This window comes from Sphingobium sp. 15-1 (genome assembly GCF_013375535.1).
GTDB classification, from domain to species: Bacteria; Pseudomonadota; Alphaproteobacteria; order Sphingomonadales; family Sphingomonadaceae; genus Sphingobium; species Sphingobium aromaticivastans.
Genome location: NZ_JABXJG010000001.1, coordinates 2,710,414 through 2,723,656 on the forward strand (window position 1 = coordinate 2,710,414; position 13,243 = coordinate 2,723,656).

The 13,243-nt window shown below is 63.8% G+C and carries 17 protein-coding genes; 14 read left to right on the plus strand and 3 right to left on the minus strand.

Features of this window, described 5'->3' with window-relative positions; genetic code table 11:
* Positions 1 to 111 precede the first annotated feature (111 nt).
* Positions 112 to 990: a 3-hydroxybutyryl-CoA dehydrogenase gene (locus HUK72_RS12900; RefSeq protein ID WP_176597122.1), complete on the plus strand. Its 879-nt coding sequence runs from the start codon at positions 112 to 114 to the stop codon at positions 988 to 990.
* Between the two features lie 51 nt (positions 991 to 1,041).
* Here the strand turns inward: HUK72_RS12900 and pspF are convergent, their stop codons facing one another.
* Positions 1,042 to 2,064, minus strand: coding sequence for a phage shock protein operon transcriptional activator (gene pspF / locus HUK72_RS12905; protein ID WP_176597123.1), 1,023 nt, complete (start codon positions 2,062 to 2,064; stop codon positions 1,042 to 1,044).
* A 175-nt stretch (positions 2,065 to 2,239) separates the two neighbouring features.
* Between pspF and HUK72_RS12910 the strand changes: the two genes are divergently transcribed.
* The 8 genes from HUK72_RS12910 to HUK72_RS12945 all read left to right on the plus strand — a co-directional run bounded on the left by HUK72_RS12910 (position 2,240) and on the right by HUK72_RS12945 (position 5,663).
* Complete coding sequence (locus HUK72_RS12910; protein ID WP_176597124.1) at positions 2,240 to 2,413, plus strand: hypothetical protein; 174 nt, start codon at positions 2,240 to 2,242, stop codon at positions 2,411 to 2,413.
* Positions 2,414 to 2,493: 80 nt separating this feature from the next.
* Positions 2,494 to 3,162 carry a phage shock protein PspA gene (gene pspA / locus HUK72_RS12915; protein WP_176597125.1) on the plus strand — a complete coding sequence of 223 codons (669 nt, stop codon included), beginning with the start codon at positions 2,494 to 2,496 and terminating at the stop codon, positions 3,160 to 3,162.
* A gap of 3 nt (positions 3,163 to 3,165) precedes the next feature.
* The gene (gene pspB, locus HUK72_RS12920) at positions 3,166 to 3,462 is read left to right on the plus strand and encodes an envelope stress response membrane protein PspB (protein ID WP_176597126.1); all 297 of its coding nucleotides are present in this window, start codon (positions 3,166 to 3,168) and stop codon (positions 3,460 to 3,462) included.
* A 1-nt stretch (position 3,463) separates the two neighbouring features.
* On the plus strand, positions 3,464 to 3,844 hold the full coding sequence (gene pspC, locus HUK72_RS12925) for an envelope stress response membrane protein PspC (RefSeq protein WP_176597127.1): 381 nt from the start codon (positions 3,464 to 3,466) through the stop codon (positions 3,842 to 3,844).
* A gap of 142 nt (positions 3,845 to 3,986) precedes the next feature.
* Positions 3,987 to 4,238 (plus strand): hypothetical protein, encoded by a 252-nt coding sequence (locus tag HUK72_RS12930; RefSeq protein ID WP_176597128.1) that lies wholly within the window; start codon positions 3,987 to 3,989, stop codon positions 4,236 to 4,238.
* 24 nt (positions 4,239 to 4,262) lie between these two features.
* The gene (locus tag HUK72_RS12935) at positions 4,263 to 4,496 is read left to right on the plus strand and encodes a hypothetical protein (protein WP_176597129.1); all 234 of its coding nucleotides are present in this window, start codon (positions 4,263 to 4,265) and stop codon (positions 4,494 to 4,496) included.
* A gap of 192 nt (positions 4,497 to 4,688) precedes the next feature.
* Complete coding sequence (locus HUK72_RS12940) at positions 4,689 to 5,102, plus strand: SufE family protein (protein WP_369805991.1); 414 nt, start codon at positions 4,689 to 4,691, stop codon at positions 5,100 to 5,102.
* A 66-nt stretch (positions 5,103 to 5,168) separates the two neighbouring features.
* Positions 5,169 to 5,663, plus strand: coding sequence for a hypothetical protein (locus HUK72_RS12945; RefSeq protein WP_176597131.1), 495 nt, complete (start codon positions 5,169 to 5,171; stop codon positions 5,661 to 5,663).
* A 58-nt stretch (positions 5,664 to 5,721) separates the two neighbouring features.
* Here the strand turns inward: HUK72_RS12945 and ggt are convergent, their stop codons facing one another.
* A complete protein-coding gene (gene ggt, locus HUK72_RS12950) occupies positions 5,722 to 7,422 on the minus strand; it encodes a gamma-glutamyltransferase (protein ID WP_176597132.1) in 1,701 nt (566 codons plus the stop codon).
* A 48-nt stretch (positions 7,423 to 7,470) separates the two neighbouring features.
* On the minus strand, positions 7,471 to 8,517 hold the full coding sequence (locus HUK72_RS12955; protein WP_176597133.1) for a quinone-dependent dihydroorotate dehydrogenase: 1,047 nt from the start codon (positions 8,515 to 8,517) through the stop codon (positions 7,471 to 7,473).
* A 467-nt stretch (positions 8,518 to 8,984) separates the two neighbouring features.
* On the opposite strand from HUK72_RS12955, the gene HUK72_RS12960 reads away from it, so the two are divergent.
* The 5 genes from HUK72_RS12960 to sufC all read left to right on the plus strand — a co-directional run bounded on the left by HUK72_RS12960 (position 8,985) and on the right by sufC (position 13,198).
* Positions 8,985 to 9,815: an AraC family transcriptional regulator gene (locus HUK72_RS12960; protein ID WP_176597849.1), complete on the plus strand. Its 831-nt coding sequence runs from the start codon at positions 8,985 to 8,987 to the stop codon at positions 9,813 to 9,815.
* Between the two features lie 106 nt (positions 9,816 to 9,921).
* Entirely contained in the window at positions 9,922 to 10,386 is a 465-nt protein-coding gene (locus HUK72_RS12965) for an Rrf2 family transcriptional regulator (RefSeq protein WP_176597134.1), read from the plus strand.
* The gene (gene sufB, locus HUK72_RS12970) at positions 10,383 to 11,867 is read left to right on the plus strand and encodes a Fe-S cluster assembly protein SufB (RefSeq protein WP_176597135.1); all 1,485 of its coding nucleotides are present in this window, start codon (positions 10,383 to 10,385) and stop codon (positions 11,865 to 11,867) included. Before HUK72_RS12965 ends, sufB begins: the two co-directional genes overlap by 4 nt.
* A gap of 125 nt (positions 11,868 to 11,992) precedes the next feature.
* Complete coding sequence (locus HUK72_RS12975; RefSeq protein ID WP_103001535.1) at positions 11,993 to 12,448, plus strand: hypothetical protein; 456 nt, start codon at positions 11,993 to 11,995, stop codon at positions 12,446 to 12,448.
* A 3-nt stretch (positions 12,449 to 12,451) separates the two neighbouring features.
* The gene (gene sufC, locus HUK72_RS12980) at positions 12,452 to 13,198 is read left to right on the plus strand and encodes a Fe-S cluster assembly ATPase SufC (protein ID WP_176597136.1); all 747 of its coding nucleotides are present in this window, start codon (positions 12,452 to 12,454) and stop codon (positions 13,196 to 13,198) included.
* Positions 13,199 to 13,243: the final 45 nt, after the last annotated feature.

Genomic DNA, 13,243 nt, shown 5'->3' on the forward strand with positions numbered 1-13,243 from the left:
TCCGTCCGCTTTCGCCCGGCCCGGAAGCTCTGGCGGCTCGCCTGCCATGGCGCTACGGGGGCTGGCGACGAGCAGTTCAGTGCAGGCGATTCAGTGCAGGAGGGTTTCAGCATGACGGATATTCGGACCGTGGGCGTGATCGGCGCGGGCCAGATGGGCGCGGGCATCGCGCAGGTGGCGGCGCAGGCGGGCTATGAAGTGATCCTGTCCGACGTCGACCTGCCCCGCGCGCAAAAGGGCCGCGACGGCATCATCCGCCAGTTCGCCAAGGCGGTGGAAAAGGGCAAGTTGGCGCAGGTTGACGCCGACGCCGCCATCGCCCGGATCACGCCGGTGGGCGAAGTCGCGCCGCTCGCCGCCTGCCAGTTGGTGATCGAGGCCGCGACCGAACGCGAAGAAATCAAGCGCGCCATCTTCGCCAATGTCGGCGCATTGCTGGCGGACGATGCGATATTGGCGTCGAACACCTCCTCCATTCCGATCACCCGGCTGGCGCAGGCGGCGCCGGATGCGGGCCGTTTCGTGGGCGTGCATTTCTTCAATCCCGTGCCGGTGATGGCGTTGGTCGAGGTCATCCGCGGCCTTGCCACCAGCGCTGAAACCGTGGCGGCGGTGGAGCGTTTTGCCGCGAGTCTGGGCAAGCAGGTGGTCCATGCCTTCGACGCGCCGGGCTTCGTGGTGAACCGCATCCTTTTGCCGATGCTCAACGAAGCGATCTTCGCGCTGGGCGAGGGCGTGGGCAGCGTGGTCGATATCGACAAGGGCGTGATGCTGGGCCTCAACCATCCGATGGGGCCGCTGACGCTGGCGGATTTCATCGGTCTCGATACCTGTCTGGAAATCTGCAAGGTGCTGCAGAACACGACCGGCGACCCGAAATATCGCCCAGCGCCGCTGTTGGTGAAATATGTCGAGGCGGGCTGGCTTGGCCGCAAGACGGGCAAGGGCTTCTATGACTATTCCGGCGCAGAGCCTGTGCCGACGCGTTGATCCCCCATCGTCATCCCCGCTTTCGCGGGGATGACGGAATAAGGGGTCAGCCTACCCCGCGCTCAACCCATGCTTCTTCATGCAATGGCGGAGCTGGTCATAGGTAAGGCCCAGACCCTTGGCGGTCGCGCGCTGGTTGTAGCGATAGCGCTCCAGCGCCGCCCGCACGATCGCCGCCTCATGCGCATCCACGGCGGATTTGAGGTCGGTGATCGCGTCATGACCGTTCGCTACTGTAGCCGGTGAACCCATGGGCGCAGCTTCGACCACCGCCTTCCCGGACATCAACGCCTTGGGCTTCCACGGCGAGGCGAAGGGATCGAACACGATCGCCGCGATCGGCCGTCCCGACTCGTTCCAGCGATAGACGGCCCGTTCCACCACATTGCGCAGCTCGCGCACATTGCCGGGCCAGTCATGCGCCTCCAGCTCGGCCATGCAGGCGGCGGAAAAGCCCGGCCATTGCGGCCAGCCGATCTCCGCCGCCATGCGCCGCCCGAAATGATCGGCCAGCACCGCGACATCCCCCTCCCGCGCCCGCAGCGGCGGCAGGGTGATCACCTCGAAACTCAGCCGGTCCAGCAGGTCGGGCCGGAATCGCCCGCCATCCGCGGCGGCGGGCAAATCCTCATTGGTCGCCGCGACGATCCGCACGTCCACGGTCATGGGCTTTGACGCGCCGATCCGCGTCACCTCGCCATATTCGATCACCCGCAACAGCCGCTCCTGCGCCGCCATGGAGAGCGTGCCCAGCTCGTCCAGGAACAATGTCCCGCCATCTGCTTCCTCGAACCGCCCCGCCCGGGCTCGCGCCGCGCCCGTAAAGGCGCCCTGCTCATGGCCGAACAATTCTGCCTCGATCAGCGTTTCGGGCAGGGCGGCGCAGTTCATGATGATCAGCGGCTCGTCCCAGCGCGGCGACAGGCGATGGAGGCGCTCCGCGATCAGTTCCTTGCCCGTCCCGCGCTCCCCGATCACCAGGATCGGCCGGTTGAGTTCGGCGGCCCGCCCAGCCTGCTCGACCGCATCCAGAAAGGCCAGCGACTGGCCGACGAACTGGGTATTTTTCTCCATGCCCAACTTATGGTGAAATTTCCCACCTTTCGGCAAGAGCTATTCTTGGACAACTGTAAAAACCCGCGCGATTCCGCCATTTCCAAAAATTGGCACGGCTTCTGCAAAGCTGGAATGCGAAGCCGCTGACCCATCAAGCGGCACATCAACGAAGGCCAAGGTTCAGGAGTTCATCATGGAAAAGCAAAGCAACAGCGTTCGCGAAATTGGCCAGTTCCTGTCCGTCGCCATCGCCTCCGTCCTGTTCGGATCGACCCTGATCCTTTCGGCGGTCGGCCCGGCCCGTGCCAGCGAAGTGCCCCTGCTCGCGAACCATGATTGCCCCGCGGCCCTGCGCTATCTGGCGTAAGGCCCGCCCCACCGGCCGGGGCGGAAATGCCCCCTCTCATCCGCCCCGGCCCAATAGTTCGTACCAGGAGTGAAGTTCAAATGGGTATTTTCTCCCGCACCCGCGACATCATCGCCGCCAATGTCACCGACCTGCTCGACAAGGCGGAAGACCCGGCGAAGATGATCCGCATGATCATCCTCGAAATGGAGGAGACTCTGGTCGAGGTGCGCGCCTCCGCCGCCCGCACCATTGCCGACCAGAAGGAAATGCGGCGCCATATCGCCAAGCTGCAGGGCCTGCAGGATAGCTGGACCGAAAAGGCCCAGCTCGCGCTCAGCAAGGATCGCGAGGATCTTGCCAAGGCCGCGCTGGTCGAAAAGCAGAAGGCGGCCGACATGGCCGAGCAGCTTTCCCATGAGATCGAGGTGCTGGATGAATCGCTGCATGCCTCGGAAGAGGATATCGCCAAGCTCCAGGCCAAGCTGCGCGAGGCCCGCGCCCGCCAGAACAGCCTTGTGACGCGCATGGAAAGCGCCCAGAATCGGCTGCGCGTCCGCGAAGCCTATGCCGGTGAAAAGGTGAATGACGCCTTCGCCCGCTTCGACATGCTGGAGCGCCGCGTGGACATGGCCGAAGGCCGCGCCGACGCCGTAACTTTGGGCCAGCAGCCCAAGACGCTGGAGGAAGAGATTGCCGAGCTGAAGGCGTCCGACAAGGTCGATGCCGAACTCGCCGCGCTCAAGGCCAGCATGCAAAAGGGAGAGTGACGCATGGAGGACGTGTTCCTGCCCATCATGATCTGCGGCATGCTGTTCATCGGCATGCCCTGGCTGATCTTCCACTATGTCACCAAGTGGAAGCAGGCGCCCAAGATCACCGATGAGGACGAGAAATTGCTGGACGATCTTCATCTGCTCGCCCGGCGGCTGGAGGAGCGGTTGCAGACGGTCGAACGGATCGTCGCCGCCGACAATCCCGATTTCCGCCCCGCCCGGCCGTCGCAGGACGATGGCTATGAATTCGACCGTCAATATCCCGAACGCCAAAATCCCGACAGGAGGAACTGAGATGGTTGCCCGTCGCACCAAATTCTATCTCGACAAGCAGAACGGCAAATGGATGGGCGTCTGCGCCGGCATTGCCGACTATACGGGGATCGACGTGCTGTGGGTCCGGGTCGGCGCGGTGCTGGTGACGCTGATGGGAGCCTTTCCCTGGACGCTGATCGCTTATTTCGTCGTCGCCTATTTTGCCGAGAACAAGCCGGTGGGCCTTTATGCCGACCGGGACGACGAGAAATTCTGGCAGGGCGTGCGCACCAATCCGGCGCGCTCCACCCGCGATGTGCGGTCCAAGTTCCGCGACATCGACCGCCGTCTGGCCGACATCGAAACCTATTATACCAGCCGCAACACCCGCCTGGCGGACGAGATCGACAGCCTGCGCTGATCGGTAAGGGGAACGCCGTTCATCGAACCGATAGCGGCGCCGGTCGAAACCAGGCTGCGCGGCTTCATGAAAACGAAAAGCTGAAAGCGCCGCACCGGTTGCCGCCTTGGGCGCGCCGGGACGGAGCAAGGGAGACAGACAGATGAATCCGTTCGAAATGGTCGTCGCGATCGTCGCGATCACCGCCATCGCCAGCGTCGTCCGCGCCAAATATGGCGTCGTGCGCCGGCACAAGGGCGAAGACTTCGCGTCCCGCGGCCCCGATCCGGAAGCGGAACGGCTGCAGGCGGAGGTGAAGGCGCTCAAGGACCGCGTCGCCGTGCTGGAACGGCTGGCGACCGACAGCTCCACCGCGCTGGAGCGGGAATTCGACAAGCTCAGGAACCGCGACTGACGCGAGAAGCTTAGGGAGGACAATATGCAGGACCCCCTTATCACTCTGACATTGGCGGTGGCGGGTTTGTCGGGACTCGTCATCGTCGCCATGACCACCCTGCGGGGCTGGAACGGCTGGCTAGACCTCAAGCGCGCGGAACTGGCGCGGCGGACGGATGAAACCGCGCCGCCATCGACCGCCACGCGGATCGAGGTGGCGGATCTCAAGGAACGCATCCGGAAGCTGGAAGCCATCGCCGCGGGCGTGGATTTGTAAGCCAGATATTCCCCCTCCCTTCAGGGAGGGGTCGGGGGAGGGGCGATTGCGCAAGCAATCGTGCCCAACCTATCCGGATAGCCGTGGTTGGCTCGCTGCGCTCGCGCCCTCCCCCGACCCCTCCCGCAAGCGGGAGGGGGGCTGAACGGGATAGCGGCTTCCCTAGCCGAATTTTCCCCCTATATGGCGGCCATGACCCAATTGCCCGTCCTTGCCGATCTGGTCGAAGAATATGAATTTCTCGACGCCGACGACCGCTATCGGCTGCTGATCGATCTGGGCAAGGCGCTGGAGCCCATGCCCGACGCGCTCAAGACCGATGCGACGCTGGTCAGGGGCTGTTCGGCGGCGGTGTGGGTCTATCCGACCGTGCTTGAAGACGGGCGGCTCCATTTCCTGGCCGACAGCAACGCCGCGATCACCAAGGGGATCATCGCCCTGGTGCTGCTGACCGTGCAGGATCAGGCGCCCGCCGTCATCGCCCAAACCGACATCGAATCCGCGCTTTCGCCCTTCGACCTGCGCAACCAGCTCAGCTCCAACCGGACGCAGGGCATCCCCAATATGATCGCGTTGATCCGGGAAACCGCCGCGCGCTATCGCTGAACCGGGGAAACCGCGCCGCGCTGATGCGTTCTCCTCCCGTAATGATGACGGGTTAGGAGAGAAAAGATGCGCACCCTTTGGGCATTGGCGGCCGTGGGACTGGTCGCGGCCTGCTCCTCGTCCGAGGACAAGGCGCCGACCCAGCGCGAGCAGATCGGGCAGGTCTGGAAATATGAGGGCGGCGCGGACGGAAAGGCCAAAGTCGCCTATATCGGCAGCGCGAATACGGTGCAGACCATGACGGCGGCGGACACTTTCTCCGTCCTGCTGGTCCAGCCGATGGAGAAGGGCGAGGCTGACGTCACCGTCAAGCTGGTGGGCGCGCCTTTCACCTGCGACCTGTCCGATTGCCGGGTCATGGCGACTACGGAGGACGGCAAGACCCATGAGTGGAAAGGCCGCATGACGGAGAATAAGGACGGCATAGAGGTGCTGCCCGCCGCCAAGGCTTATGACGCGATCAAGGACAGCAAGACGATCAAGGTGAATCTGGTCGTGGGGCCGAAGGACAAGACATTTCCATTCCAGTTCAACGTCGCCGGATTGGATTTGAAGGGGTAGTTTGTCCCAAGCGCACCGTGTTCCTGCGAGGGCAGGAACACGGTGCGCTAAAAAGGCTTCACTCCTGCAACGAAACGCCCGGACTGCGCGGATCGGTGCCGCCGACCCAATGGCCGTCCGCTCTCCGCTCCGCCGCATTGGCTTTCAGGCCGAAGCGGTTGACCGACACTTTATGTCCCAGCTTTTCCAACGGCGCCTTCATCGCCTCCAGCGAGGTGCCCTGTTCCAGCACCAACCCGTCCTTGTCGAAGAATTCGAACCCCAGCGCGATCGACTCCTGCGCCGACAATCCCCAGTCGAAATGCGCGATCAGCGCCTTGGCCACCTGCATGATGATGGTCTTCCCCCCCGCCGCGCCGACGGTGAAGATAGGCGTCCCCGCCGCGTCATAGACGATGGTGGGCGACATGGACGACAGCGGTCGCTTGCCCGGCTCGACCCGGTTGGCGACGGGCGCGCCGTCCTTTTCGGGGGTGAAGCTGAAATCGGTCAGCTCATTGTTCAGGATCACGCCATTGGCGACGAGCTGGCTGCCGAAAAAGCTCTCAATGGTGGAGGTCCAGGCGGCAATATCGCCATTGCGGTCCACCGCGACGAAATGGCTGGTGCCCGATTCGGGCTGGGGGAGGGCGGCGGTACGCTTTTCCGCGCCAGGCGGAATGCCGGGGCGGTAGTCATTGAGCGCCCTGCCCATGGAAATCAGCGCCGATCTCTGCTTGAGATAGGCAGGATCGATCAACCCGGCGATCGGCACCGACACGAACTCGGGATCGCCCAGCCAGGTGTCGCGATCGGCATAAGCGAGTTGCATTGCCTCCCCGATCACATGCCAGGACCGGGGATCGTCCTTGCCCCATTGCGCCAACGGGAATCGCTCGACCATGCCCAGCACCTGCAAAACGGTGATCCCGCCCGCCGAAGCCGGACCCATGCCGCAGACCGTATAGACGCGATAAGGACCGCAAACCGGCTTGCGCGGCTGGGCCTGATAGCCGGCGAGGTCGGCCTCCGTCATCGGCACCGGGTTTTTCGGCGCGTTGCTGACCGTTTCGGCAATCGCCCTGGCATTGTCACCCAGATAGAAGGCGTCCGGCCCCTCCGCCGCGATTCGCCTGAACAATGCGGCGAGCGGCGGGTTCTTGAGGATCGTCCCCATCGGCGCGGGCTTGCCGTCGATCCAGAAATATTTCTGGATTTCGGGAAAGTCCGCCCAGACCGGCGCCACCGCCTTCATCGCCGTGTCGAGCCGCTGGCGCAGTTCGAACCCCTGTTCGGCAAAGCGGATGGCGGGCTGGAACAGGTCGGCCCAGGGCAGCTTGCCCCATTTGCGATGCGCGTCCCAGGCCAGCCGCAAATTGCCCGGCACCCCGACGGAATAGCCGCCCGGCCATGCTTGGCGGAAGGGCAGGGGTTGGCCGTCCGCCCCCATGAAACGGTCGGGCCGCGCCGCCGCCGGGGCGGTTTCGCGCCCGTCGATCGATTCCAGCACGCCGGTCCGCCCGTCATGATGCATCAGGAAGCCGCCGCCGCCGATGCCGCTATTATGCGGTTCGACGACATTGAGCGTCAGCATCATGGCGATGGCGGCGTCGGTGGCGCTGCCGCCCCTGCGCAATATCTCCTGCCCGGCTTCCGCCGCGCGCGGGTCGGCTGCGGAGACGGTGGCGTTGACCGAAACCGGCTCCCGCGCCGCGAGCGGGGCAGGAACGAGGGCGTAAAGGGTGAAGGGAGCCAGCAGGCCGAAAAGGCGAGAAGTCATGTCCGGCACCCTAATCGCTGCGTTGCGTCCTGCAACCCATATGACGGATCAGGCGTCGATACCCACTATCTCGCTGATATTCTTCACCCCGTCGCGGGCCATCAGCGCTTTCAGCCCTGCGTTGATCCGCTTGGCGAGATAAGGCCCCTCATAGACCAGCGCGCTGTAAAGCTGGATCAGGCTGGCCCCGGCGCGGATGCGGGCATAGGCCTGCTCCGCATGAGCGATCCCTCCGACGCCGATCAGCGGCAGGCGCGTGCCCAGCGCCTTGCGGAAATCGCGCAGCCTTTGCAGCGCCAGATCGTGCAGCGGCGCGCCCGATAGGCCGCCTGCCTCCCCGGCCAGCGCGGACCGCAGCGCAGGCCGAGAAATGGTCGTGTTGGACACGATCAGCGCGTCGATCCGGTGGTCCAGGCAGGCGGCGGCTATATCCTCGACGTCGGCAGGTTCCAGATCGGGGGCAACCTTCAGGAAAATCGGCGTTTTATAATTCCCCCGCGCCGCCATTACCGCACCCAGCAACTGGTCCAGCGCCGCCCGGTCCTGCAACGCCCGCAGCCCCGGCGTATTGGGGGAGGAGATGTTGACGGTTAGATAATCGGCCAGCGGCGCCATGCAGGTCACGCCCGTCGCATAGTCGGCCACCCCGCGTCCTGCCGCCGTCGCATCCTTGTTCGCGCCGATATTGATGCCGATCACAGGCCCCCCTGGCCGCTTGCGCTTCGCGATCCGCTCCGCAGCCGCCGCTTGGCCGCCATTGTTGAAGCCCATGCGGTTGATCACCGCCCGGTCCTCGACCAGCCGGAACAGCCGCGGCAGGGGATTGCCCGGCTGGGGCAGCGGGGTCAGCGTCCCCAGTTCGGCAAAGCCGAAGCCCAGCCCGTGCATCTTGTGCGCGACCAGCCCCTCCTTGTCATAGCCCGCCGCCAGACCCACCGGATTGGGAAAGGCGATGCCCGCCACCGTCTGCGCCAGCATCGAATCGGGTTCCAGCGCGGGCGGCACGGGCATCAGGCGCAGCAATTTGATGGAGAGATGATGGGCGCGTTCGGCGTCCAGCGCGAAAAACAGGGGGCGGATCAGGCTGTATGACATGGCGGCGCTATGCCAGCGCGGGAGCCGCGCGTCGAGTCGCTGTTGCAACGCGGCAACAGTGCCTCAGGATCGACATTTGTTAACAAGATTCATTGGGATTCGTCCCGTTTTGGTCCGGCTAATGTCCGATCCATCCAATAAAATTTCCCCGATTCGGACGTAAGAGAGTCCTGCGACCCGAAGGCTCTAGGCCATATGGCCGACGAGACCTTTTCCTGACCCGGCGGTGAAAACCGCCGGGTCATTTTTATGGGGGCGTCCTATTCCATCGTCTCGGGAGAGGACGGAAAGTGATATTCCGTTAAGCATAGCCCTTGCACCTTGGCGGCGATGGCGCATATTGCTTGCTGGGGTGAGATATGCGGTCGCATAACAGCGAAGCGCCCGGGGGGGCGCCAAATATCACGGCAAAAGATGGTCAGGCGCCATTGTCCTATACCGTCGACGCGGCGCAAGGACCGGTGCGGTTGCGCTACTTCGCGCTGCCCGAACAACTCAACGTCTATTTTGGTTCGCTTTATATCTTTACCGAAACGGCCGATCATTATTCCGATGTGACCCGCGCCGACGTGCCGCAACTTCGCTTCATGCTGGACAATAGCGGCAACTATCATTTTCATGACGGAACGATCGCGCCGACCCCTGAAGTCTGCCTGTTGGGTCCGACGCTGGGCGCGACCCGGTTCGAACTGGAAGGTCCAGGCCGCGTCGTCGGCATTTCCCTGCTGCCGGCGGGATGGATCGCGCTGCATGGCGGCGACGCCAGCACGCTGACCGATCGCGTGAAGGATCTGGGGCAGATTCCGGAATATCGGGAACTGCTGGAAAAGCTGCGCGCCGCCGAGGATGCGGAGGCGATGGCGGCGCTTTGCTGGTCATTCCTGGCGGGAAAGCTGGTCGCGCTGCCCGAATCGGCGTGGCGGCTGCTGGAGGCGGTGGACGGCTGGCTGATGGGGGAAGGCTCCCCGCGGATCGAGACGCTGGCCGACATCACCGGTCTCTCGCCGCGCCAGCTCGCCCGGCTCACCAACAAATATTATGGCTGTCCGCCCAAGCTGCTGGCGCGCAAATATCGGGCGCTCCGCTGCAGCGCGCGGATCGCGCTGGATCATGAAAGCTGGCAGGCGCTGTGCGATGACGGGCGCTTCTACGACCAGTCGCATTTCATTCGGGAGATCAAGCATTTCATCGGCCTGACCCCGCATCAATTGCAGACCGAACCCAGCGCCGTGGCGCAACTTACCCTGCTGCGCCGCTCGCTGGGGGGGGACGTGGCCGTGATCAACCGTTTCAGCTAAGCCTTCGTCCCAAGCAAAAATGCCTTGATTCCGTGCGCCGGGGGGACCACATGCGCAATCGGATTGATTCGATCCGATTTGAGAATGGTTCGCAAGACGCAGGGTCATGAGGCTTTCGAGTTTCGCAGATTATGCCGTGGTGCTGATGTCGGCCGCTGCGCGTCATTGCGGTGCGGCGAAGATGAACGCGACCACGCTCTCCGCCGAAACCGGCATTCCCCTGCCCACCGCGCAGAAGCTGGTCAGCCGTCTGTCGGCGGCGGGCCTGCTCGAATCGAGCCGGGGGACCGGCGGCGGCGTGCGCCTCAGCCGACCGCCCGCCGCGATCACCCTGGCCGATGTGGTGGAGGCGGTGGAAGGCCCCATCGCCATGACCGCCTGCGCAGACCATGGCGCGCATGACTGCTCGCTGGAGCAGGAATGCCGCGTCCGCCCGCATATGAATGTGGCGAACAATGCGATCCGATCGGCGCTCGCGGGCGTCACCATCGCCAGCCTCGCCAGAGAAGTCACCCCGCCTCCGTTCGTTTCGAGCGAAGTCGAGAAACGAGTTGCAGAGCAGACGCTATGACCGAAGAAGCCACCACCGTTCGCAACCTCGAAGCGCAGGAGGCCGCCGAGCGCGCCTCCACCTACGAACATGGCTGGTCCTCCGCCATCGAGCAGGATTTCGCACCCAAGGGGCTGAACGAGGATACGGTCCGCTTCATCTCCGCCAAGAAGAAGGAGCCTGAATGGCTGCTGGAATGGCGGCTGAAGGCGTTTGCGATGTGGCAGCAGATGGAAGCGCCGGAGTGGGCCAAGCTCAACATCCCGCCGATCGACTATCAGGACGCCTATTATTACGCCGAGCCCAAGAAGAAGGCGGAGTTGGAGTCGCTGGACGAACTCGATCCGGAGATTCGCGCCACCTATGAGAAGCTGGGCATCCCCATTGCTGAGCAGGAAGTGCTGGCGGGGGTGAAGAACAGCCGCAAGGTGGCGGTGGACGCGGTGTTCGACAGCGTCTCGGTCGCCACCACCTTCCGCAAGGAGTTGGAGGAAGCGGGCGTCATCTTCCGCTCGATCAGCGAGGCGGTGCGCGAATATCCCGATCTGGTGAAGAAGTGGCTGGGCAAGGTCGTGCCGATGCACGACAATTATTTCGCGACCTTGAATTGCGCGGTCTTTTCCGACGGCACCTTCGTCTACATCCCCAAGGGGGTGCGCTGCCCGATGGAGCTTTCCACCTATTTCCGCATCAACGCCGAAAATACGGGGCAGTTCGAACGCACGCTGATCGTCGCGGATGAGGGCAGCTATGTCTCCTATCTCGAAGGCTGCACCGCGCCGATGCGCGACGAGAATCAGCTCCACGCCGCTGTGGTCGAACTGGTCGCGCTGGACGATGCGGAGATCAAATATTCCACCGTCCAGAACTGGTATCCGGGCGACGAGAACGGCAAGGGCGGCATCTATAATTTCGTGACCAAGCGGGCGCTCTGCCAGGGCCGCAACAGCAAGGTGAGCTGGACGCAGGTGGAAACCGGCTCCGCCATCACCTGGAAATATCCAAGCTGCGTGCTGAACGGCGAGAACAGCGTGGGCGAGTTCTACTCGGTGGCGCTGACCAACAACATGCAGCAGGCCGATACCGGCACCAAGATGATCCACAATGGCAAGGGGTCGCGCTCGACCATCGTGTCCAAGGGTATTTCGGCGGGGCGGTCGAACAACACCTATCGCGGCCTGGTGCGCGTGGCGCCGGGCGCGGAGGGCGTGCGCAACTTCACCCAGTGCGACAGCCTGCTGCTGGGCGACCAGTGCGGCGCGCATACCGTGCCCTATATCGAGGTGCGCAACCCCTCGGCGCAGATCGAGCATGAGGCGACCACCAGCAAGATCAGCGACGACCAGTTGTTCTACGCGATGCAGCGCGGGCTGGATCAGGAAGCGGCGGTCGGCCTGATCGTCAACGGTTTCGCGCGCGAGGTGCTGCAACAGCTCCCCATGGAGTTCGCCGTCGAGGCGCAGAAACTGCTGGGCATTTCGTTGGAGGGTAGCGTCGGTTGACCCTTGCGTCCTCCGCCCGCGTCATGCCGGACTTGATCCGGCATCCCGCTTTTCTTTGGAAAGGCAGCGGGACCCCGGATCAAGTCCGGGGTGACGAAGAATATGTAAGATCAAAGGACTGAAAGTTGAGCGACGAAGACGATATTCAGGATGCCCTTGCCGATTTCGCGGAGGATGTCGGCAACGGCCAGGCATGGACCGCCGCGATCCGCATCCTGACCGAAGATTATGAGCTGGAAGAGGGCGAGCTTCAGGCCCGCGCCGCCAAGGATTTTGGCGACCTCGACGCCTATCAGGCCGAATGCCGCGCCGCGCTGGAAAAGGGCGATCTCGCCTTCACCGAGAAGCTCAAGTCCGACAAGGCCTTCCACAAGGCCAAGGCCCCCAACCTCGCCCGCATGGGTCCGGTTACGGAGTTCGTGACCGGCGTGCTGGAAAAGGGCGCGCCCGAACCCGGCGCCGACTGGTGGCCCTATATGCCCATCAAGCGCCATATCGACACGCTGTTCCCCGCGCCGGGCGATGTGCGGGACATGGCCTTCTGGACAGCGCGGACGCTCCAGCGCGCGCATAAGGGATAAAAGATGCTGACGATCGACAATCTCACCAACGAAATCGACGGCAAGGCGATCCTGAAAGGCCTGTCGCTCTCCATCAAGGCGGGCGAAATCCACGCGATCATGGGACCGAACGGCGCGGGCAAGTCGACGCTGGCCTATACGCTGGGCGGTCGTCCGAACTATGACGTCACCGGCGGCACCGCGACCTTCGAGGGCGCTGACCTGTTCGAAATGGAACCGCATGAGCGCGCCGCCGCTGGGCTGTTCCTGGGCTTCCAATATCCGGTCGAGATTCCGGGTGTTTCCAACCTGCAATTCCTGCGCGAGAGTCTCAATTCGCAGCGCAAGGCGCGGGGCGAGGAACCGCTGTCGGGCGGCGAGTTCATCAAGCTCGCCAAGGAGAAAGCGGGTCTGCTGGGCCTCGACATGGAGATGCTGAAGCGTCCGGTGAATGTCGGCTTTTCCGGCGGCGAGAAGAAGCGCGCCGAAATGGTGCAAATGGGCATTCTCGACCCCAAGCTGGCGATCCTGGACGAAACCGACTCCGGCCTCGACATCGACGCGCTCAAGATTGTGGGGGCCGGCATCAACGCCATCATGCGCAAGCCCGACAAGGCAGTGCTGCTCATCACCCATTATCAGCGCTTGCTCGATTACGTGAAGCCGGACTTCGTGCATGTGCTGGCGGCGGGCCGGATCGTGAAATCAGGCGGTCCCGAACTGGCGCTGGAACTGGAGCGCGAAGGCTATGCCGAGGTGGTTGCGGCGTGATGCTTCCCGGTTCCGTTCGCCCTGAGCTTGTCGACCCGGAGGGCG

Coding starts and splice junctions, on each gene's coding strand:
- pspB (WP_176597126.1), top strand. CDS start 3,166: ATGGAGGACGTGTTCCTGCCCATCATGATCTGCGGCATGCTGTTCATC.
- sufC (WP_176597136.1), top strand. CDS start 12,452: ATGCTGACGATCGACAATCTCACCAACGAAATCGACGGCAAGGCGATC.
- HUK72_RS12935 (WP_176597129.1), top strand. CDS start 4,263: ATGCAGGACCCCCTTATCACTCTGACATTGGCGGTGGCGGGTTTGTCG.
- HUK72_RS12910 (WP_176597124.1), top strand. CDS start 2,240: ATGGAAAAGCAAAGCAACAGCGTTCGCGAAATTGGCCAGTTCCTGTCC.
- HUK72_RS12955 (WP_176597133.1), bottom strand. CDS start 8,517: ATGTCATACAGCCTGATCCGCCCCCTGTTTTTCGCGCTGGACGCCGAA.
- pspA (WP_176597125.1), top strand. CDS start 2,494: ATGGGTATTTTCTCCCGCACCCGCGACATCATCGCCGCCAATGTCACC.
- HUK72_RS12930 (WP_176597128.1), top strand. CDS start 3,987: ATGAATCCGTTCGAAATGGTCGTCGCGATCGTCGCGATCACCGCCATC.
- pspC (WP_176597127.1), top strand. CDS start 3,464: ATGGTTGCCCGTCGCACCAAATTCTATCTCGACAAGCAGAACGGCAAA.
- HUK72_RS12940 (WP_369805991.1), top strand. CDS start 4,689: ATGACCCAATTGCCCGTCCTTGCCGATCTGGTCGAAGAATATGAATTT.
- ggt (WP_176597132.1), bottom strand. CDS start 7,422: ATGACTTCTCGCCTTTTCGGCCTGCTGGCTCCCTTCACCCTTTACGCC.
- HUK72_RS12965 (WP_176597134.1), top strand. CDS start 9,922: ATGAGGCTTTCGAGTTTCGCAGATTATGCCGTGGTGCTGATGTCGGCC.
- HUK72_RS12945 (WP_176597131.1), top strand. CDS start 5,169: ATGCGCACCCTTTGGGCATTGGCGGCCGTGGGACTGGTCGCGGCCTGC.
- HUK72_RS12900 (WP_176597122.1), top strand. CDS start 112: ATGACGGATATTCGGACCGTGGGCGTGATCGGCGCGGGCCAGATGGGC.
- sufB (WP_176597135.1), top strand. CDS start 10,383: ATGACCGAAGAAGCCACCACCGTTCGCAACCTCGAAGCGCAGGAGGCC.
- pspF (WP_176597123.1), bottom strand. CDS start 2,064: ATGGAGAAAAATACCCAGTTCGTCGGCCAGTCGCTGGCCTTTCTGGAT.